Origin of the sequence: Pseudomonas sp. SORT22 (assembly GCF_018417635.1) — a bacterium.
Classification (GTDB): Bacteria; Pseudomonadota; Gammaproteobacteria; order Pseudomonadales; family Pseudomonadaceae; genus Aquipseudomonas.
Genome location: NZ_CP071007.1, coordinates 4,989,068 through 5,004,767, shown reverse-complemented (window position 1 = coordinate 5,004,767; position 15,700 = coordinate 4,989,068). Strand labels below are relative to the sequence as shown.

Here is a 15,700-nt window from a genome sequence, read left to right as displayed (position 1 = left end):
CTTTGCTATCCATCCCAATAATGGAAATTCGAATGCTGCACAGGAGTTATTCGTCTGGTGGATGATCTGCGCCGGATCGACCTCAACCTGCTGTTGACCCTGCACGCGCTGCTGGCCGAGCAGCATGTCTCGCGCGCGGCCTTGCGCCTGCATCGTAGCCAGCCGGCGGTCAGCCATGCCCTGGCGCAACTGCGTGAGCTGTTCGGTGATCCGTTGCTGGTGCGTCGCGGTGGTCGTCTGCACGCCACGGCGCGCGCCCAGGCCCTGATCGAGCCTTTGCAGCAGGCGCTGGAGCAGCTCGACGGCTTGCTCGGCAGCCCCGGTTTCGACCCGCGTCGGGCGCAACGCAGTTTTCGTCTGGCGATGTCTGATTACGGCGCGCGGGTAGTGTTGCCCGGCTTGATGCGCATGTTGCGCGAAGAGGCACCGGGGATCGATCTGATTGTCTCCCAGGGCAGCCGTGAGGCCATGCTCGGCCAGCTGTTCGACGGCGAGGCCGACCTGGCTCTGGCGGTGTTTCCGCAAATGGCCGAGGAGCTGCGGGCGCAGACGCTGTTTGAAGAGTCCTTCACCTGCATCGCCGATCGCAGCAGTTTGCCTGTGCGGGGCGGCCTGAGCCTGGATGCGTGGCTGGCACGGCCGCATGTGCTGGTGGCAGTGCGTCCGGGTATCGACAACGAGATTGACCTGGCGCTCCAGGGCATCGGTGCCCGGCGCCGGGTGGCGCTGGCCTTGCCCCATTGGACCGCGGCCCAGGAAGTGATTGCCGGCACCGACCTGATCCTGACCGTGGCCCGCCGCAGCCTGGACAGCGGTGCGCTGGATTCACGCCTGCGCAGGTTTGAGCCACCGCTGGCAATCAAACCCTTTGCCTTCCAGCAGGCCTGGCATCAGCGCCGCGAAGGGGAGGCGGGGCACCGCTGGTTGCGCGAGAAGGTGATGCAGGTGTGTCAATATGGCCGGCCTGATCGCGGGGCAAGTCGAGGCGTCGCACCGCCGCTCCCACCCAAGAAGGAGTCCGCAGAATGAAACATCCATTTTTGCTTGTCGGCCTGTTGGTCTGTTGTTCTTCAATAGCCCAGGCCCAGGACGAATACTCACAGGCCTACAGCGCCTGCATGAAAACCGCCGAATCCACCCTGGCCATGAACAACTGCAACGGCGCCGAGATCAAACGTCAGGACAGCCGCCTCAACAGTGCCTACAAAAAGGCCATGGCCAGCCTCGAAGGGCCCCAGCAAACCCAGTTGCGTGAAGCCCAGCGCGCATGGATCAAGTACCGCGACGCCAACTGCAACCTGTATTACAGCCTCACCGGCGGCACCATGGACCAGCTCAATGGCGCCGGTTGCATCCTCGGCAGCACCCGCGACCGGGCCGACGAACTGCAGGCTTTGCTGCAGCCTTGAGGTCAGCGCCGGGCGGCGCGGGCGCGCAGGTACTCGCGCACTTCGCGCTGGTCGCCGGCAAACTCGATACGCTCAGCCTTGCTCTGGCGCTGGTAGGCATACATCGGGTCGTAGTATTCGTTGAGCAAACCGCTGATCCAGGCCCGATGCAGGTCCACCGCACCCGTTCGCAGCTGCTCTTGCAACGCTTGCCCGAGTAACGCCGAGAGCCGCTGGTAACGCTCGCCGCCGAGGCGCTTGAGGATGTTGGCCATGCTTTGGGTCAGGCGTTCGGCAAACCGCGGCAGGCCGTTTTCATCCCCGTGCAAGGCAACGAACTCGGCACTCAGGTCGATCACGTAATCGCGCAGAATCCGCTCGACCCGGTTGTCAAAGCTGTCTTCCAGCCACACCAGCGGGTAGTGCTGCATGCCCTGGTAAAGCTCCAGCGGCAGGGTGCAACTGCCGACGATGCGGCCCTCATCTTCGAGTACAAATTGCTCGACGCCGCGTGCGCGTTTTTTCAGTACGTCGATGGCCAGCTGGTTCTCGAAGTCGATCTGTGCCGGCTGGCCGGTAGCGCGTTTGCCGAAGCTTGAGCCGCGGTGATTGGCGTGGCCTTCCAGATCAAGCGCATTGTCCAGCGTTTGCAGCACCTCGGTCTTGCCGGTGCCGGTGAGGCCGCCGATCAGCACGAAGTCACAGTCGGTTACCGCTTGCTGGGTGGTATGCAGCAGGAAGTTGCGCATCGCCTTGTAGCCGCCGACCACCTTGGGGTAGTGGATGCCGGCTTCGGCCTTGAGCCACTGCTGGGCGATCTGCGAGCGCAGGCCGCCGCGAAAGCAGTAGAGGTAACCCTCGGGGTTGGCCCGGGCGAAGGCCGCCCAGGCGGCAATGCGTTGGTCCTTGAGCGGGCCGCTGACCAGTTGATGGCCGAGGTCGATGGCGGCCTGCTGGCCCTGCTGCTTGTAGCAGGTGCCGACCTTCTGCCGTTCAAGGTCGTTCATCAGCGGCAGGTTGATCACGTGGGGGAAGGCGCCCTTGCTGAATTCGACCGGGGCGCGCATGTCCATCATGGCTACATCGTTAAGAAACAGCTGGCGGTAGTCGGTGCAGTTGTCGCGCATCAAAGCACCTCAACTGCATGGCTCTGTCGCTCGACCAGCTCGCCGATTGGCGCCAGGTTCAGGCCCAGTTCGCCGGCCACGGCGAGAAACTCCGCTTCACCCTCTGGCGCCACCGCCACCAGCAGACCGCCGCTGGTTTGCGGGTCGCACAGTAGGTGCTTTTGCTCGTCGCTCAGCGCGGCGATTTTTTCGCCATAGCTGTCGAAGTTGCGCAGGGTGCCGCCCGGAACGCAGCCCTCACTCAGGTAGTGCTCAACGCTCGGCAGGCGGGGCACCGCTCTGTAGTTCAGGCGGGCGCTGAGGCCGCTGCCGTCGGCCAGTTCCACCAGGTGGCCGAGCAGGCCGAAGCCGGTGACGTCGGTCATGGCCTTGACCCCGGCCAGCTTGCCGAAGCGGCTGCCCGGGGTGTTCAAGGTGCACATCCAGTCGCGGGCCAGGCCCTTGTCCTGGTCGCGCAGCTTGGCTTTTTTCTCGGCGGTGGTGAGGATACCGATGCCCAGCGGCTTGGTCAGGTACAGGCGACAACCGACGGTGGCGGTATCGTTGCGCTTCATATGGCGCTTTTGCACCACGCCGGTCACGGCCAGGCCGAAGATCGGCTCGGGGGCATCGATGGAGTGGCCCCCGGCGAGTGGAATACCGGCCTCGGCGCAGACGGCGCGGCCGCCACGGATCACTTCACGGGCCACTTCCGGGGCCAGCACATTGACTGGCCAGCCAAGAATGGCGATGGCCATCAGCGGGTCACCGCCCATGGCGTAGATGTCGCTGATGGCGTTGGTGGCGGCGATGCGGCCGAAGTCATAGGGGTCATCGACGATGGGCATGAAAAAGTCAGTGGTCGAGACCACACCGCGTTCGTCATCGAGGGCGTAGACGGCTGCGTCGTCGCGCGAGGCGTTGCCGACCCAGAGCTTGGGGTCCAGGGCCTGGGTGCCGCTTTCGGCGAGGATCACCTCGAGCATCTTCGGAGAGATCTTGCAGCCACAGCCGGCGCCATGGCTGTACTGGGTCAGGCGAATCGGCTCGCTCATACGCACCTCGAAAATTCGTGAAGGCCCGAGTGTAGCAAAGCTGGTCTTTACGCCGATGCCTCTTATAATTTCCGGGGTGGCCCGTGTGGCCCTTTCCCCGCTATTGAACCGGAGAATCCCCATGCTCAAACGTCCCCTGGCGCTGTTTGCCGGCCTGGTATTGTCGTGCTCGTCCTACCTGGCCATGGCGGCCGACACACTGCGAGTCAGTGCCATCCCTGACGAAGCGCCGACCGAACTGCTGCGCAAGTTCAAGCCATTGGGCGAGTACCTGGAGCAGAAGCTGGGGATGAAGGTCCAGTTTGTGCCGGTGGCCGACTACCCGGCGGTGGTCGAGGCGCTGGCCACCGATCGCCTGGATCTGGCCTGGCTCGGCGGCTTTACGTTCGTCCAGGTACATCTCAAGGACCCGACCGCCACGCCTTTGGTGCAGCGCGAACAGGATGCCAAGTTCACCAGCAAATTCATCACTGCCAATCCTGATGTGAAGAGCCTTGCCGACCTCAAGGGCAAGACCTTTGCCTTCGGTTCTGTTTCGTCCACCTCGGGCAGCCTGATGCCGCGCTACTTCATGCTCAAGAATGACAACATCAAGCCGGAGAGTTACTTCAGCCGTGTTGCCTATTCCGGTGCCCACGACGCCACTGCCGCCTGGGTCCAGGCCGGCAAGGTCGACGCCGGCGTGCTCAACGCCAGCGTCTGGGACAAACTGGTGGCCGCAGGCAAGGTCGATACCAACAAGGTCAAGGTGTTCGCCACCACCCCAAGCTACTACGACTACAACTGGACCGTGCGCGGCAGCCTCGAGCCGGCACTCAAAGCCAGGATCAAGCAAGCCTTCCTCGACCTTGATCCGGCCAAACCTGGCGACAAAGCCATCCTCGACCTGCAGGCTGCGAGCCGCTTCATCGAAACCAGCCCGGATAACTACAAGGGCATCGAAGAGGCCGCGCGCGCCGCCGACTTGCTGAAATGACCATCCGTTTGCGCGGCGCCAGCCTGCGCCACGGCCAGGTCCAGGCGCTGCACGGTATCGACCTGCAGGTTGGCGTCGGCGAGCGGGTGGCGATCATCGGCCCGTCGGGCGCGGGCAAGTCGAGCTTGCTGCAACTGCTGGGCACGGCCATCGCGCCCAGTACCGGCAACGTAGAGCTGCTCGGCGTGACACCCTGGCGCTTGTCCGCCGCTGCGCTTCAGCGCCTGCGCGCGCGTATCGCCCTGATCCACCAGACGCCGCCGTTGCCACCACGCCAGCGGGTGGTAACTGCAGTGCTGGCCGGGCGCCTGGGACAGTGGAGCACCTTGCGCGGGCTGCTCAACCTGCTGCACCCGACGGATGTCGCCGGTGTGCGTGAGGTGCTGACGACCCTTGGCATGGCCGAGAAGATTTTTGTCCAGTGCGGGCAATTGTCCGGTGGCCAGTTGCAGCGGGTCGGCATTGCCCGCGCGTTGTACCAGCAACCGCAGATGTTGCTGGCTGACGAACCGGTCTCGGCGATGGACCCGGTGCTCGCCGAACACAGCCTGAAAACCCTCAACCAGCATGCCAGCGAACGCCGCGTGACCCTGATCGCCAGCCTGCATGCGGTAGAGCTGGCGCTGGCGCATTTTGCGCGGGTTATCGGTATTCGCGAGGGGCGCATCGTCTTTGACCGCCCGGCGAGCGAGGTGTCCAGCGCCATGCTCGATGCCTTGTATGCCAACGAGCAACTGCTGCCGCCGGCGTTACCGCTGCCGGCCTTGAACCTGCAGATTCCCCGATGCTGAAGGCCGATCGCCGTGACCCGGCGGCGTTGCCCAGGCTGCTGCTGGCGCTGCTGGCGATAGCCTTGCTGTGGCCGGGTATCCGCCTCAGCGAGCTCAACCCTGGGGTGCTTCTGCAGGCCGATAACCGCCGGGAGATGGGTAATTTTGTCAGCGCCTTCTGGCCGCCAGCCCATGAAGCGGACTTTCTTCGGCTGCTGCTTGAGGCCACCTTGCAAACCCTGGCCGTAGCCACCGCCGGCATGACCCTGGCGTTGCTGCTGGCGATCCCGGCCAGCCTGCTGGCCAGCCGGGCGCTGTCGTTGCGCGCCGCTTCCCGTGGCGGTCGCCTGGGCTTCTGGTCGCGCACCCTGCGTCTGCCGGTGCGCGGCCTGTTGATCTTTTTGCGCAGCGTGCCGGAGATCGTTTGGGCGCTGCTGTTCGTGCGTGCCGTGGGCCTGGGCCCGACCGCCGGGGTGCTGGCCATCGCCATCACCTACAGCGGCATGCTTGGCAAGGTCTATGCCGAGATTTTCGAATCGGTCGACCAGCGCCCGGCGCATGCCTTGTTGCAGACCGGCAGCAGCCGCTTGAGCGCGTTCTGCTACGGCATCCTGCCGACTGCGGCGGCGGAGCTGGTGTCTTATACGGTGTACCGCTGGGAGTGTGCGATCCGTGCCTCGGTGGTGATGGGTTTTGTCGGTGCAGGGGGGCTCGGCCAGCAGATCGACCTCTCCATGCGCATGTTCGCCGGCGCCGAGGTGGCGAGCATGCTGCTGACATTTCTGTTGCTGGTATGGCTGGCCGACCAGCTCAGCCGCCTGCTGCGCGGGAGGTTGGCATGAGAGTGCTGATCAATACCGCGCTGGTGCTGGCACTGGTGGCGGCGGTGGCAGCTTCGTTCGCTTACTTGAGCCTTGATCTGCAGGCGCTGTTTGGCAACGGCGGGTTAGGGCAGATGGGCGCTTATGCGCTGCGCTTCCTCAGCCCCGAGCTGAGCCCCGAGCACCTGCGGGCGGTCGCCAAGGGCGCCCTGGAAACCCTGGCCATGTCGGGCCTGGGTACTTTGCTAGCGGTGGTGCTCGGGCTGATGCTGGCCTTGCCTGCCGCCGGGCGGTTCGGCTGGCCGCTGCAAGGCGTTGCGCGCCTGCTGCTTAACGCCCTGCGCGCGATACCAGAGCTTGTGTGGGCGGCCTTGACCGTCCTGGCCGCGGGCCTTGGGCCCAATGCCGGGACCCTGGCCCTGGCATTGCACACCTCAGGCGTACTCGGCCGGCTGTTCGCCGAGGCACTGGAAAACGCCCCGCCAGAGCCGGCTGCGGCCATTCGTCTGCAAGGCGGCAGCCAGGTCACTGCATTCTGCTTCGGCACCTTGCCTAACCTCTGGCCGCAGATGCTTGCCTACAGCCTGTACCGCTGGGAAAACAACATCCGCATGGCCAGCGTGCTGGGTTTTGTCGGTGCCGGCGGCCTGGGGCAGATGCTCTACACCACCCTGAGTCTGTTCCAGGAAGCCCGGGCCAGCACGGTGATCATCGCCATGCTGGTGCTGGTGTTGCTGGTCGATGCCTTGAGCGATGTGCTCCGGCAGCGCTTTGTGCGGGCTTGAAAGCCGCAGGATGATCAGGGCTTGGGCAGATCATGGCTGGCCCATTCCAGGTAGCGGATGATCCGCTCCTTGTAGTGCAGGTGATCACGCACCACCATCAAGCCGAACCACAGCACCAGCAACACGGCGAAGGTCAACAGGATGACCAGGTTGCCGTTGCCGAACGCCCACAGCTCGGTGAACTTGGCCTTCTCGGCGGCGATGGTGGCGAGGAAGGTGATGATCGCCACGAACATCGCGTTCTGGGTCAGGTTCAACGACTTTGGCGGGTTTTCGGAGATCTTTGCAAACGCCGCGATCTCGCCAGCCTGGGCCGCACGGACAGCATTTTGCTCAAGCATCTGCAGGAAATGCGCGTAGCGCAGGTAGCTGTCGCGCTGCAGCAGCGGCTGGCTGGCGATGGCGTGGCGTTGATACAGGCTTTTGAACTGCTCGGCGACAAAGTACTCACGGGCCAGCAACATCGCCCACATGCACAGGCTGGTGCTGAGCATCACCGTGACCGGGCCTAGGGGGTGCTGTTGCACGCTGAACGAGGCGCTGACCACCAGGACGGTTGCCAGCACCACCAGCCAGGTCGGCAACAGGTGCGGGGCCAGCGGATTGTTGCGGATGGCGTGCCAATAGTTCGGGCGGCTGCGTTTGTAGAGCTGCAGCATTTCGCTCCATTGTTGAAACATCGTTACCTCATGGGCAGGGGCTTACCTGGAGGATAACGGCCGCGCCGGGGAAATCATCACTGGGTTTTGGCGGATGTGTTCTCGGCTTGTTGCAAACCCAGTCCCACGGACAACCAGGTAAGGCTTGCAAGGCCGGCTCCTACAGTGGACCTGTGTTCGCCCAATCCTGTGGGAGCTGGCCCTGCCAGCGATCGAGCGCGAAGCGCTCGCTATTAGTGGGCTATCCGGACGCAGGTCAGCGCTCGATGGTTTCACAAATCGCATCCATCTGAATCTGGTGCTCGATCGATTACAGCGCCTGCTTCATCTGCACCAGCGCCACCCGGGTATTGCCAGGGCCCTGGCGCTCCTCGATGGCAAAAGGCTCAAAGCCCAGCTGTGGATAAAGCAGCAGCCCGGCGGCATTGCTGTTGAAACACGACACCTGCACCTCGCGCGCTTCGAACTGGCTGCGAGCCAGCTCGATCATGCTCTGCACCAGATAACGTGCCACGCCATGACCGCGCGCGGCGGGGGCCACCACCACATTGCCGAGGGCGCACACGCCGCCGTGCTCGGCCTTGTAGAAGTTGGCAAAGGCCAGCAGCGTACCGTCACCCTCGACCACAGTGGAGCCGCTGCGCTGGGCGATGGCCTCGCTCAATTGCGCGGGTGTCAGCGGGTACGCAGCTTTGGGGAACATGTAGAACAGCTCGTCCGGGCCTTGGGGGAAGCAGCAGATGGCAGCGATGTCCTGAGGCTGGACGGGGCGGTGGGTCAATTGCATGGCGCGACTCGATCAGCAAATGAGGGAACAGTGATCCTACACACTTCGACAAAGCTGGTAATGGAATCCCCACGCTGCGCCAGGGTCCACCTTGATAAGGTGCCCTTCGGCTGCATCGACCCACAAGGAGCAACATCATGAAAGCACTTCTGTTCACCGCCGCCCTGGCAACAGCGGGCCTGGCTCAGGCCCAGACCGTGGAAATGGCCCTGGTGGGCGCCGACGGCAGCGCCAAACCGGTCGGTACCATTACCCTTGAGCAGAATAAGTACGGCACTTTGCTCACGCCTGACCTGCGCGACTTGCCGCCAGGCGTACACGGCTTTCACCTGCACGAAAACCCCTCCTGCGCACCGGCCACCGCCGACGGCAAGACCACGCCGGCAGGTTCTGCGGGCGGGCATTGGGACCCGCAGCAGAGTAAAAAACACCTGGGCCCGTACGACGATGCCGGGCACAAGGGCGACTTGCCCGCCCTGTATGTCAGCGCCGACGGCACCGCCCGCTACCCGGTCCTGGCCCCACGCCTGAAGGCCGACGAGTCCAAGGGCCATGCGCTGATGGTGCATGGCGGCGGCGATAACCACAGCGATCACCCGCAGGCGTTGGGTGGTGGTGGGGCGCGGATTGCGTGTGGGGTGGTGCAATAAAGGGCTATCCACTGCGCAATGCGCTAGGCCTGCACGTGTTGCAATAATGGACTTTCACTGAGGTGCATCATGATCTGCAAAAACGCCATGCGTCCGGTACACCCAGGGGAAGTCCTGCGCGAAGATTTTCAGAGTGAGTTGGGTGTTAGTGTCGCCGCTTTGGCTCGCGCGTTGGGCGTGTCTGCCTCTGCGATAAATGCGGTTCTTTCTCGGCGTCGCGGCGTTTCGGCAGACATGGCCTTGCGCCTCGCCACTTGCCTGGACACTACGCCGGAGTTCTGGCTCAACCTGCAGACGGCGTTTGACCTGCGCACCGCCGAGTTGAATCACGGCGATGAGATCCACCGGCAAGTGCGGCGCCTGGTGGCTTGTGCTTGAATTGCCGGGCACAAAAAAACCGACCCTGGGGTCGGTTTCTTTTTGCGTTTGGTGCCCCGAGGGAGACTCGAACTCCCACTCCTTTCGAAAACGGATTTTGAATCCGCCGCGTCTACCAATTCCGCCATCAGGGCTTGTGGCGGCGAAGTATAGAGAGGCGCCTACCGTTGGTCAATCAGCTTTCATGGTCAATTTTCACGGTTTCGGCTAAACTTTCCGGCCCTGTCGAACCGAACACCATCATGCGCGTCGCCGATTTCTCCTTTGAGCTTCCTGATTCCCTGATCGCTCGCCATCCGCTGGCGCAGCGCCATAGCAGCCGGCTGTTGACCCTGGACGGGCCGAGCGGGGCACTGGCGCATCGCCAGTTCACCGACCTGCTCGAGCATCTGCGCCCGGGCGATCTGATGGTGTTCAACAATACCCGGGTGATTCCGGCGCGTCTGTTCGGCCAGAAGGCCAGCGGCGGCAAGCTGGAAATCCTCGTCGAGCGCGTGCTCGACAGCCACCGGGTACTGGCCCACGTGCGTTCGAGCAAGGCGCCCAAGCCTGGCACGCAGATTCTCATCGATGGCGGTGGCGAGGCCGAGATGTTCGCCCGTCACGATGCGCTGTTCGAGCTGCGTTTTGCCGAAGAGGTACTGCCGCTGCTTGATCGCGTTGGCCACATGCCGCTGCCGCCGTATATCGACCGTGCGGATGAGGGCGCCGACCGCGAGCGCTACCAGACGGTGTACGCCGAGCGCGCTGGCGCCGTGGCCGCGCCAACCGCCGGCCTGCACTTCGACGAAGAACTGCTGGCCAAAATCGCCGCCAAGGGTGTGGAAACCGCCTTTGTCACTCTGCATGTAGGTGCTGGTACCTTCCAGCCGGTGCGGGTCGAGCGCATCGAAGATCACCACATGCATAAAGAGTGGCTGGAGGTCAGCCAGGATGTGGTTGACGCCGTGGCTGCCTGCCGGGCCCGTGGCGGGCGCGTGGTTGCCGTGGGCACCACCAGCGTGCGTTCGCTGGAAAGCGCCGCCCGTGATGGCGAGCTCAAGGCCTTCAGTGGCGATACCGATATCTTCATCTTCCCGGGCCGGCCGTTCCATGTGGTCGATGCCCTGGTGACCAACTTCCATTTGCCTGAATCCACGCTGCTGATGCTGGTTTCGGCCTTCGCCGGTTACCCCGAGACCATGGCTGCCTACGCGGCGGCGGTCGAACACGGGTACCGCTTCTTCAGTTACGGTGATGCCATGTTCATCACCCGCAATCCGGCGCCACGCGGCCCCGAGGATCAAGCATGAGTCGCACCTGTCGTATGTCCTTCGAATTGCTCGCCACTGACGGCAAGGCCCGTCGCGGCCGCCTGACTTTCCCGCGTGGCGTGGTCGAGACCCCGGCGTTCATGCCGGTGGGCACCTATGGCACGGTCAAGGGCATGCTGCCGCGCGACATCGAGGCGATCGGCGCGCACATGATCCTCGGCAACACCTTCCACCTGTGGCTGCGCCCGGGCACCGAGGTGATCAAGGCCCACGGCGACCTGCACGACTTCATGAAGTGGCAGGGCCCGATCCTCACCGACTCCGGCGGTTTCCAGGTGTTCAGCCTGGGCGCCATGCGCAAGATCCGCGAAGAGGGCGTGACCTTCGCCTCGCCGGTCGACGGCTCCAAGGTGTTCATGGGCCCGGAAGAGTCGATGCAGGTCCAGCGTGACCTGGGCTCGGACGTGGTGATGATCTTCGACGAATGCACCCCGTACCCGGCCGATGAAGACGTCGCCCGGGTGTCCATGGAGTTGTCCCTGCGCTGGGCCCAGCGCTCGAAGAACGCCCATGGCGACAGCACTGCGGCGCTGTTCGGCATTGTTCAGGGTGGCATGCACGAGAACCTGCGCATGCGCTCGCTCGAAGGCCTGGAAAAGATCGGCTTCGACGGCCTGGCCATCGGCGGCCTGTCGGTGGGCGAGCCCAAGCACGAAATGATCAAGGTCCTGGACTACCTGCCAGGGCGGATGCCGGCTGACAAACCTCGTTACCTTATGGGGGTAGGCAAGCCGGAAGATCTCGTTGAGGGTGTGCGCCGCGGCGTCGACATGTTCGATTGCGTGATGCCCACGCGCAACGCGCGCAACGGCCATCTGTTTGTCGATACCGGCGTGCTGAAAATCCGTAACGCGTTCCATCGCCACGATGATTCGCCCCTGGACGCGACCTGCGATTGCTATACCTGCCAGAACTTCTCCCGCGCGTATCTGCATCATCTGGATAAATGCGGCGAAATGTTGGGCAGTATGTTGAATACGATCCATAACTTGCGTCATTACCAGCGCTTGATGGCTGGTTTACGCGAGGCTATTCAACAAGGTACATTGGCCGTCTTTGTCGATGCCTTTTACGCCAAGCGCGGGCTGCCTGTGCCGCCCTTGGACTGATGTTCTGTCGATCCCTAACAAGTACTGATTTGCAACTGGAGTGCTAAATGAGCTTTCTGATCCCTGCCGCATACGCGGACGCAGCTGCCCCAGCCGCCGGCCCAGCCGGTACTGGCTTCGAGTGGATTTTCCTGGTCGGTTTCCTGGTCATCTTCTACCTGATGATCTGGCGCCCGCAGGCCAAACGTGCCAAAGAGCAGAAAAACCTGCTGAGCAACCTGCAAAAAGGTGACGAAGTTGTCACCAACGGCGGTATCGCCGGCAAGATCGTCAAAGTTGCCGACGACTTCGTGGTTCTGGAAGTGTCCGACAACGTCGAGCTGAAGTTCCAGAAGGGCGCCGTAGCCGCGACCCTGCCTAAAGGCACGCTCAAAGCGATCTAAGTTTCAGTTTTTTACCAATCGACGGGGCGCGCAAGGCGCCCCGCGTCTTGAACGGGCGGCGTGATGCTGAACAAATACCCTCTGTGGAAATACGCACTGATCCTGGTGGTACTGGCGATCGGTTTTATTTATTCCGCTCCCAACCTCTACCCTGATGATCCGGCCGTTCAGGTCAGCGGTGCCAGTACTGCACTGCAGGTCACTCAGGCCGATCTGGACCGCGTGAGCAAGGCGCTCAACGAGTCCGGTATCCAGGTCAAGGCCGCGAGCCTGGGCGAGAAGGGCAAGGTTGGCCTGGTGCGCCTGAGCAAACAGGAAGACCAACTGCCAGCCAAGGATGTAGTGCGCAAGGCACTGGGCGACGACTATGTAGTAGCGCTCAACCTGGCCCCGACTACCCCGCAATGGCTGCGCAACCTGGGCGCAAGCCCGATGAAGCTGGGCCTGGACCTTTCCGGTGGTGTGCACTTCCTGCTTGAAGTGGACATGGACAAAGCCATGTCGGCGCGCCTGAAAGTCTACGAAGGCGAAGTCAAGAGCCTGCTGCGCAAAGAGCGCGTGCGCTATCGCAGCCTGCCGCAACAAGATGGCGGCATCCAGCTGGGCTTCTCCGATGACGAATCCCGCGAACAGGCCCGCAGCCTGATCCGCAAGAATTTCAACGATTTCGAGCTGACCACCACCGAGCGCAACGGTCTGTCGGTGCTGCGCCTGGCGATTACCCCGGCCAAGGTCGCGGAAATCCGTGAATACTCGATCAAGCAGAACCTGACCACGGTACGTAACCGCGTCAACGAGCTGGGTGTAGCCGAGCCACTGGTTCAGCGCCAGGGTGCCAACCGCATCGTGGTCGAGCTGCCAGGCGTGCAGGACACCGCCGAAGCCAAGCGTATTCTTGGCAAGACCGCCAACCTCGAATTCCGCCTGGGTGCTGAGCCTGGTGCCTCGAAAGCCACCACCGAAACTTTCGAGTTCCGTGAAGGCGGTCGTTCGGCTGCGGTCGAGCGTGGCCTGATCATCACCGGTGACCAGGTGACCGACGCCCAGGCCAGCTTCGACGAGCAGGGCCGTCCGCAGGTGAACATCCGTCTGGATGGTCATGGTGGCGAGCTGATGAGCCGTGCTACCCGTAGCAACGTCGGCCGCAGCATGGCGGTGATCTTCATCGAGCAGCGTCCAACCACGCGCTACGTCAAGCAGATGGTCGACGGCGTCGAGAAAGACGTTGCCGTGCAGACTTTCACCGAAGAGAAGAAGATCATCAGCCTGGCGACCATCCAGTCGCCACTGGGCAGCCAGTTCCGCATCACTGGCCTGAACGGTCAGGGCGAGTCGTCGGAACTGGCCCTGCTGCTGCGCGCTGGTGGCCTGGCGGCGCCGATGTACTTTGCTGAAGAGCGCACCATTGGCCCGAGCCTGGGTGCCGACAACATCACCAAGGGTATCGACGCATCCCTGTGGGGCATGCTGTTCGTCTCGCTGTTCATCATGGCCATCTACCGCTTCTTCGGCCTGATCGCGACCATCGCCCTGGCCGGTAACATGGTCATGCTGCTGGCGCTGATGTCGCTGCTGGGGGCAACGCTGACCCTGCCGGGTATCGCCGGTATCGTCCTGACCATGGGTATGGCGGTTGACGCCAACGTGCTGATCTTCTCGCGGATCCGCGAAGAGCTGGCCAATGGCATGTCGGTGCAACGCGCCATCCACGAAGGTTTCAACCGTGCCTACACGGCGATTGTCGACGCCAACCTGACCACCTTGCTGGTCGGCGGCATCCTCTTCGCCATGGGTACCGGCCCGGTCAAGGGCTTCGCGGTTACCATGTCCCTCGGGATTTTCACCTCGATGTTCACGGCCGTCATGGTCACCCGTGCAATGGTCAACCTGACCTGCGGCGGGCGTGATATCAAGAAGCTGTGGGTATAAGGGGCTGCCATGTTACGTACAATCAACTTCATGGGTGTGCGCAACCTTGCGTTCGGCATCACCCTGCTTCTGACCGTGCTGGCGCTGTTCAGCTGGTTCTACAAAGGCCTCAACTTTGGTCTGGACTTCACCGGCGGTACGCTCATCGAGCTGACCTACGAGCGTCCGGCCAACCTTGGCGAGGTCCGTGAAGAGCTGGTCAAGGCCGGCTTCCAGGACGCCGTGGTGCAGAGTTTCGGTGCTACCACCGACCTGCTGGTGCGTATGCCGGGCGATGATCCGCAACTGGGTAACCGCGTGTCCGAGGCGCTGCAAAAGGTCAGCACCGACAACCCGGCAGTGGTCAAGCGTGTCGAGTTCGTCGGCCCGCAGGTCGGTGAAGAGCTGCGCGACCAGGGTGGCCTGGGCATGCTTCTGGCCCTGGGCGGCATCATGATCTACCTGGCCTTCCGCTTTCAGTGGAAGTTCGCCCTGGGTGCGATCCTGTCGCTGATCCACGACGTGGTCGTGACCATGGGTATCCTCTCGTTCTTCCAGATCACCTTCGACCTGACGGTGCTGGCGGCGGTGCTGGCGATCATTGGCTACTCGCTCAACGACACCATCGTCGTATTCGACCGGGTACGTGAGAACTTCCGGGTTCTGCGCAAGGCTTCGCTGATCGAGAACATCAACATTTCGACCACCCAGACCCTGCTGCGGACCGTGGCGACCTCGGTGTCGACCTTGCTGGCGATTGCCGCGCTGCTGTTCTTCGGTGGCGACAACCTGTGGGGCTTCTCCTTGGCGCTGTTCATCGGTGTCATGGCCGGTACCTACTCGTCGATCTACATCGCCAACGTGGTGCTGATCTGGCTGAACCTGAACAGTGAAGACCTGATCCCGACGGTGAAAGCCGAAGGTGTGGACGACCGTCCATAAGGGAATTTCCCGCACTGTTGGTCGTACAAAAGGGCGCGAGTGTTGAACTCGCGCCTTTTTTTATGCTCCAAGGCAGGGAGAAGGCGGGCAATGTTCCGCAGGTATGATCAGGAGGTTCAGGTGAACAAATCGATGCTGGTGGGTGCGGTTCTGGGTGCTGTCGGTGTAACAGCCGGAGGTGCTGTTGCCACCTACAGCCTGGTCAAGGGCGGGCCGGAATATGCCGAAGTTTTGGCGGTGCAGCCGGTCAAGCAGACGGTCAAGACACCCCGTGAAGTGTGCAAGGACGTCACTGTGACGCGTCAGGCGCCGGTCAAGGATCAACACCAGATTGCCGGTACCGTGGTCGGTGCGCTGGCAGGTGGCCTGCTGGGCAACCAGATCGGTGGCGGTACCGGCAAGAAGATCGCTACCGTGGCCGGTGCGGTCGGTGGCGGCTATGCCGGCAACAAGGTGCAGGAAGGCATGCAGGAGCGTGATACCTACACCACCACGCAAACCCGCTGCAACACGGTCAACGACCTGAGCGAGAAGGTGGTCGGCTATGACGTGAAGTACTCGATCGGCGACAAGGTCGGTCAAGTGCGCATGGACCGTGACCCGGGTTCGCAAATTCCGCTGGATAAAGAAGGCAAGCTGGTACTGAGCCAGGCCCAGGCTGGCCAGTAAT

General features: G+C 62.9%; 18 protein-coding genes and 1 tRNA gene. 14 read left to right on the top strand and 5 right to left on the bottom strand.

The window, feature by feature from the left end; translation table 11 throughout:
- Positions 1 to 57: 57 nt before the first annotated feature.
- Positions 58 to 1,029 carry a LysR family transcriptional regulator gene (locus tag JYG36_RS22955; protein ID WP_213602391.1) on the top strand — a complete coding sequence of 324 codons (972 nt, stop codon included), beginning with the start codon at positions 58 to 60 and terminating at the stop codon, positions 1,027 to 1,029.
- Positions 1,026 to 1,409: a lysozyme inhibitor LprI family protein gene (locus tag JYG36_RS22950; protein WP_249744377.1), complete on the top strand. Its 384-nt coding sequence runs from the start codon at positions 1,026 to 1,028 to the stop codon at positions 1,407 to 1,409. The genes JYG36_RS22955 and JYG36_RS22950 overlap by 4 nt, the downstream gene beginning before the upstream one ends.
- Positions 1,410 to 1,411: 2 nt before the next feature.
- Here the strand turns inward: JYG36_RS22950 and mnmH are convergent, their stop codons facing one another.
- The gene (gene mnmH, locus JYG36_RS22945) at positions 1,412 to 2,515 is read right to left on the bottom strand and encodes a tRNA 2-selenouridine(34) synthase MnmH (protein WP_213602389.1); all 1,104 of its coding nucleotides are present in this window, start codon (positions 2,513 to 2,515) and stop codon (positions 1,412 to 1,414) included.
- Entirely contained in the window at positions 2,515 to 3,549 is a 1,035-nt protein-coding gene (gene selD, locus JYG36_RS22940; protein ID WP_213602387.1) for a selenide, water dikinase SelD, read from the bottom strand. Before selD ends, mnmH begins: the two co-directional genes overlap by 1 nt.
- 121 nt (positions 3,550 to 3,670) lie before the next feature.
- Between selD and JYG36_RS22935 the strand changes: the two genes are divergently transcribed.
- The 4 genes from JYG36_RS22935 to phnE are packed head-to-tail and all read left to right on the top strand — an operon-like array spanning position 3,671 to position 6,901.
- Positions 3,671 to 4,525, top strand: coding sequence for a putative selenate ABC transporter substrate-binding protein (locus tag JYG36_RS22935; RefSeq protein WP_213602386.1), 855 nt, complete (start codon positions 3,671 to 3,673; stop codon positions 4,523 to 4,525).
- Positions 4,522 to 5,316 (top strand): phosphonate ABC transporter ATP-binding protein, encoded by a 795-nt coding sequence (locus JYG36_RS22930; RefSeq protein WP_213602385.1) that lies wholly within the window; start codon positions 4,522 to 4,524, stop codon positions 5,314 to 5,316. Before JYG36_RS22935 ends, JYG36_RS22930 begins: the two co-directional genes overlap by 4 nt.
- Complete coding sequence (locus JYG36_RS22925; protein WP_213602383.1) at positions 5,310 to 6,137, top strand: PhnE/PtxC family ABC transporter permease; 828 nt, start codon at positions 5,310 to 5,312, stop codon at positions 6,135 to 6,137. Before JYG36_RS22930 ends, JYG36_RS22925 begins: the two co-directional genes overlap by 7 nt.
- Positions 6,134 to 6,901: a phosphonate ABC transporter, permease protein PhnE gene (gene phnE, locus JYG36_RS22920; RefSeq protein WP_045196173.1), complete on the top strand. Its 768-nt coding sequence runs from the start codon at positions 6,134 to 6,136 to the stop codon at positions 6,899 to 6,901. Before JYG36_RS22925 ends, phnE begins: the two co-directional genes overlap by 4 nt.
- A gap of 14 nt (positions 6,902 to 6,915) precedes the next feature.
- Here the strand turns inward: phnE and JYG36_RS22915 are convergent, their stop codons facing one another.
- Both JYG36_RS22915 and JYG36_RS22910 read right to left on the bottom strand, forming a co-directional pair.
- Positions 6,916 to 7,581 carry a hypothetical protein gene (locus JYG36_RS22915; protein WP_213602381.1) on the bottom strand — a complete coding sequence of 222 codons (666 nt, stop codon included), beginning with the start codon at positions 7,579 to 7,581 and terminating at the stop codon, positions 6,916 to 6,918.
- Positions 7,582 to 7,870: 289 nt separating this feature from the next.
- Positions 7,871 to 8,347 carry a GNAT family N-acetyltransferase gene (locus JYG36_RS22910; protein WP_213602379.1) on the bottom strand — a complete coding sequence of 159 codons (477 nt, stop codon included), beginning with the start codon at positions 8,345 to 8,347 and terminating at the stop codon, positions 7,871 to 7,873.
- Positions 8,348 to 8,484: 137 nt separating this feature from the next.
- Here JYG36_RS22910 and sodC point away from each other — a divergent pair, with 137 nt between their 5' ends.
- Together sodC and JYG36_RS22900 are read left to right on the top strand one after the other, a co-directional pair.
- Positions 8,485 to 8,997, top strand: a complete 513-nt coding sequence (sodC, locus tag JYG36_RS22905; protein WP_213602377.1) for a superoxide dismutase family protein — start codon at positions 8,485 to 8,487, stop codon at positions 8,995 to 8,997.
- 72 nt (positions 8,998 to 9,069) lie between these two features.
- Positions 9,070 to 9,375, top strand: coding sequence for a HigA family addiction module antitoxin (locus JYG36_RS22900; protein WP_045196588.1), 306 nt, complete (start codon positions 9,070 to 9,072; stop codon positions 9,373 to 9,375).
- A 49-nt stretch (positions 9,376 to 9,424) separates the two neighbouring features.
- Here JYG36_RS22900 and JYG36_RS22895 read toward each other — a convergent pair.
- Positions 9,425 to 9,509, bottom strand: a tRNA-Leu gene (locus JYG36_RS22895).
- 108 nt (positions 9,510 to 9,617) lie between these two features.
- Between JYG36_RS22895 and queA the strand changes: the two genes are divergently transcribed.
- The 6 genes from queA to JYG36_RS22865 all read left to right on the top strand — a co-directional run bounded on the left by queA (position 9,618) and on the right by JYG36_RS22865 (position 15,699).
- A complete protein-coding gene (queA, locus tag JYG36_RS22890) occupies positions 9,618 to 10,667 on the top strand; it encodes a tRNA preQ1(34) S-adenosylmethionine ribosyltransferase-isomerase QueA (protein WP_213602374.1) in 1,050 nt (349 codons plus the stop codon).
- 14 nt (positions 10,668 to 10,681) lie between these two features.
- Positions 10,682 to 11,797 (top strand): tRNA guanosine(34) transglycosylase Tgt, encoded by a 1,116-nt coding sequence (tgt, locus tag JYG36_RS22885; RefSeq protein ID WP_213604480.1) that lies wholly within the window; start codon positions 10,682 to 10,684, stop codon positions 11,795 to 11,797.
- A gap of 47 nt (positions 11,798 to 11,844) precedes the next feature.
- Complete coding sequence (gene yajC, locus JYG36_RS22880) at positions 11,845 to 12,180, top strand: preprotein translocase subunit YajC (RefSeq protein ID WP_010223473.1); 336 nt, start codon at positions 11,845 to 11,847, stop codon at positions 12,178 to 12,180.
- A gap of 63 nt (positions 12,181 to 12,243) precedes the next feature.
- Positions 12,244 to 14,109, top strand: a complete 1,866-nt coding sequence (secD, locus tag JYG36_RS22875; RefSeq protein ID WP_045196186.1) for a protein translocase subunit SecD — start codon at positions 12,244 to 12,246, stop codon at positions 14,107 to 14,109.
- Positions 14,110 to 14,118: 9 nt separating this feature from the next.
- Positions 14,119 to 15,030: a protein translocase subunit SecF gene (secF, locus tag JYG36_RS22870; protein ID WP_045196188.1), complete on the top strand. Its 912-nt coding sequence runs from the start codon at positions 14,119 to 14,121 to the stop codon at positions 15,028 to 15,030.
- Positions 15,031 to 15,150: 120 nt separating this feature from the next.
- Positions 15,151 to 15,699 carry a glycine zipper 2TM domain-containing protein gene (locus JYG36_RS22865; RefSeq protein WP_045196190.1) on the top strand — a complete coding sequence of 183 codons (549 nt, stop codon included), beginning with the start codon at positions 15,151 to 15,153 and terminating at the stop codon, positions 15,697 to 15,699.
- The last annotated feature ends 1 nt before the right edge of the window (position 15,700 follow it).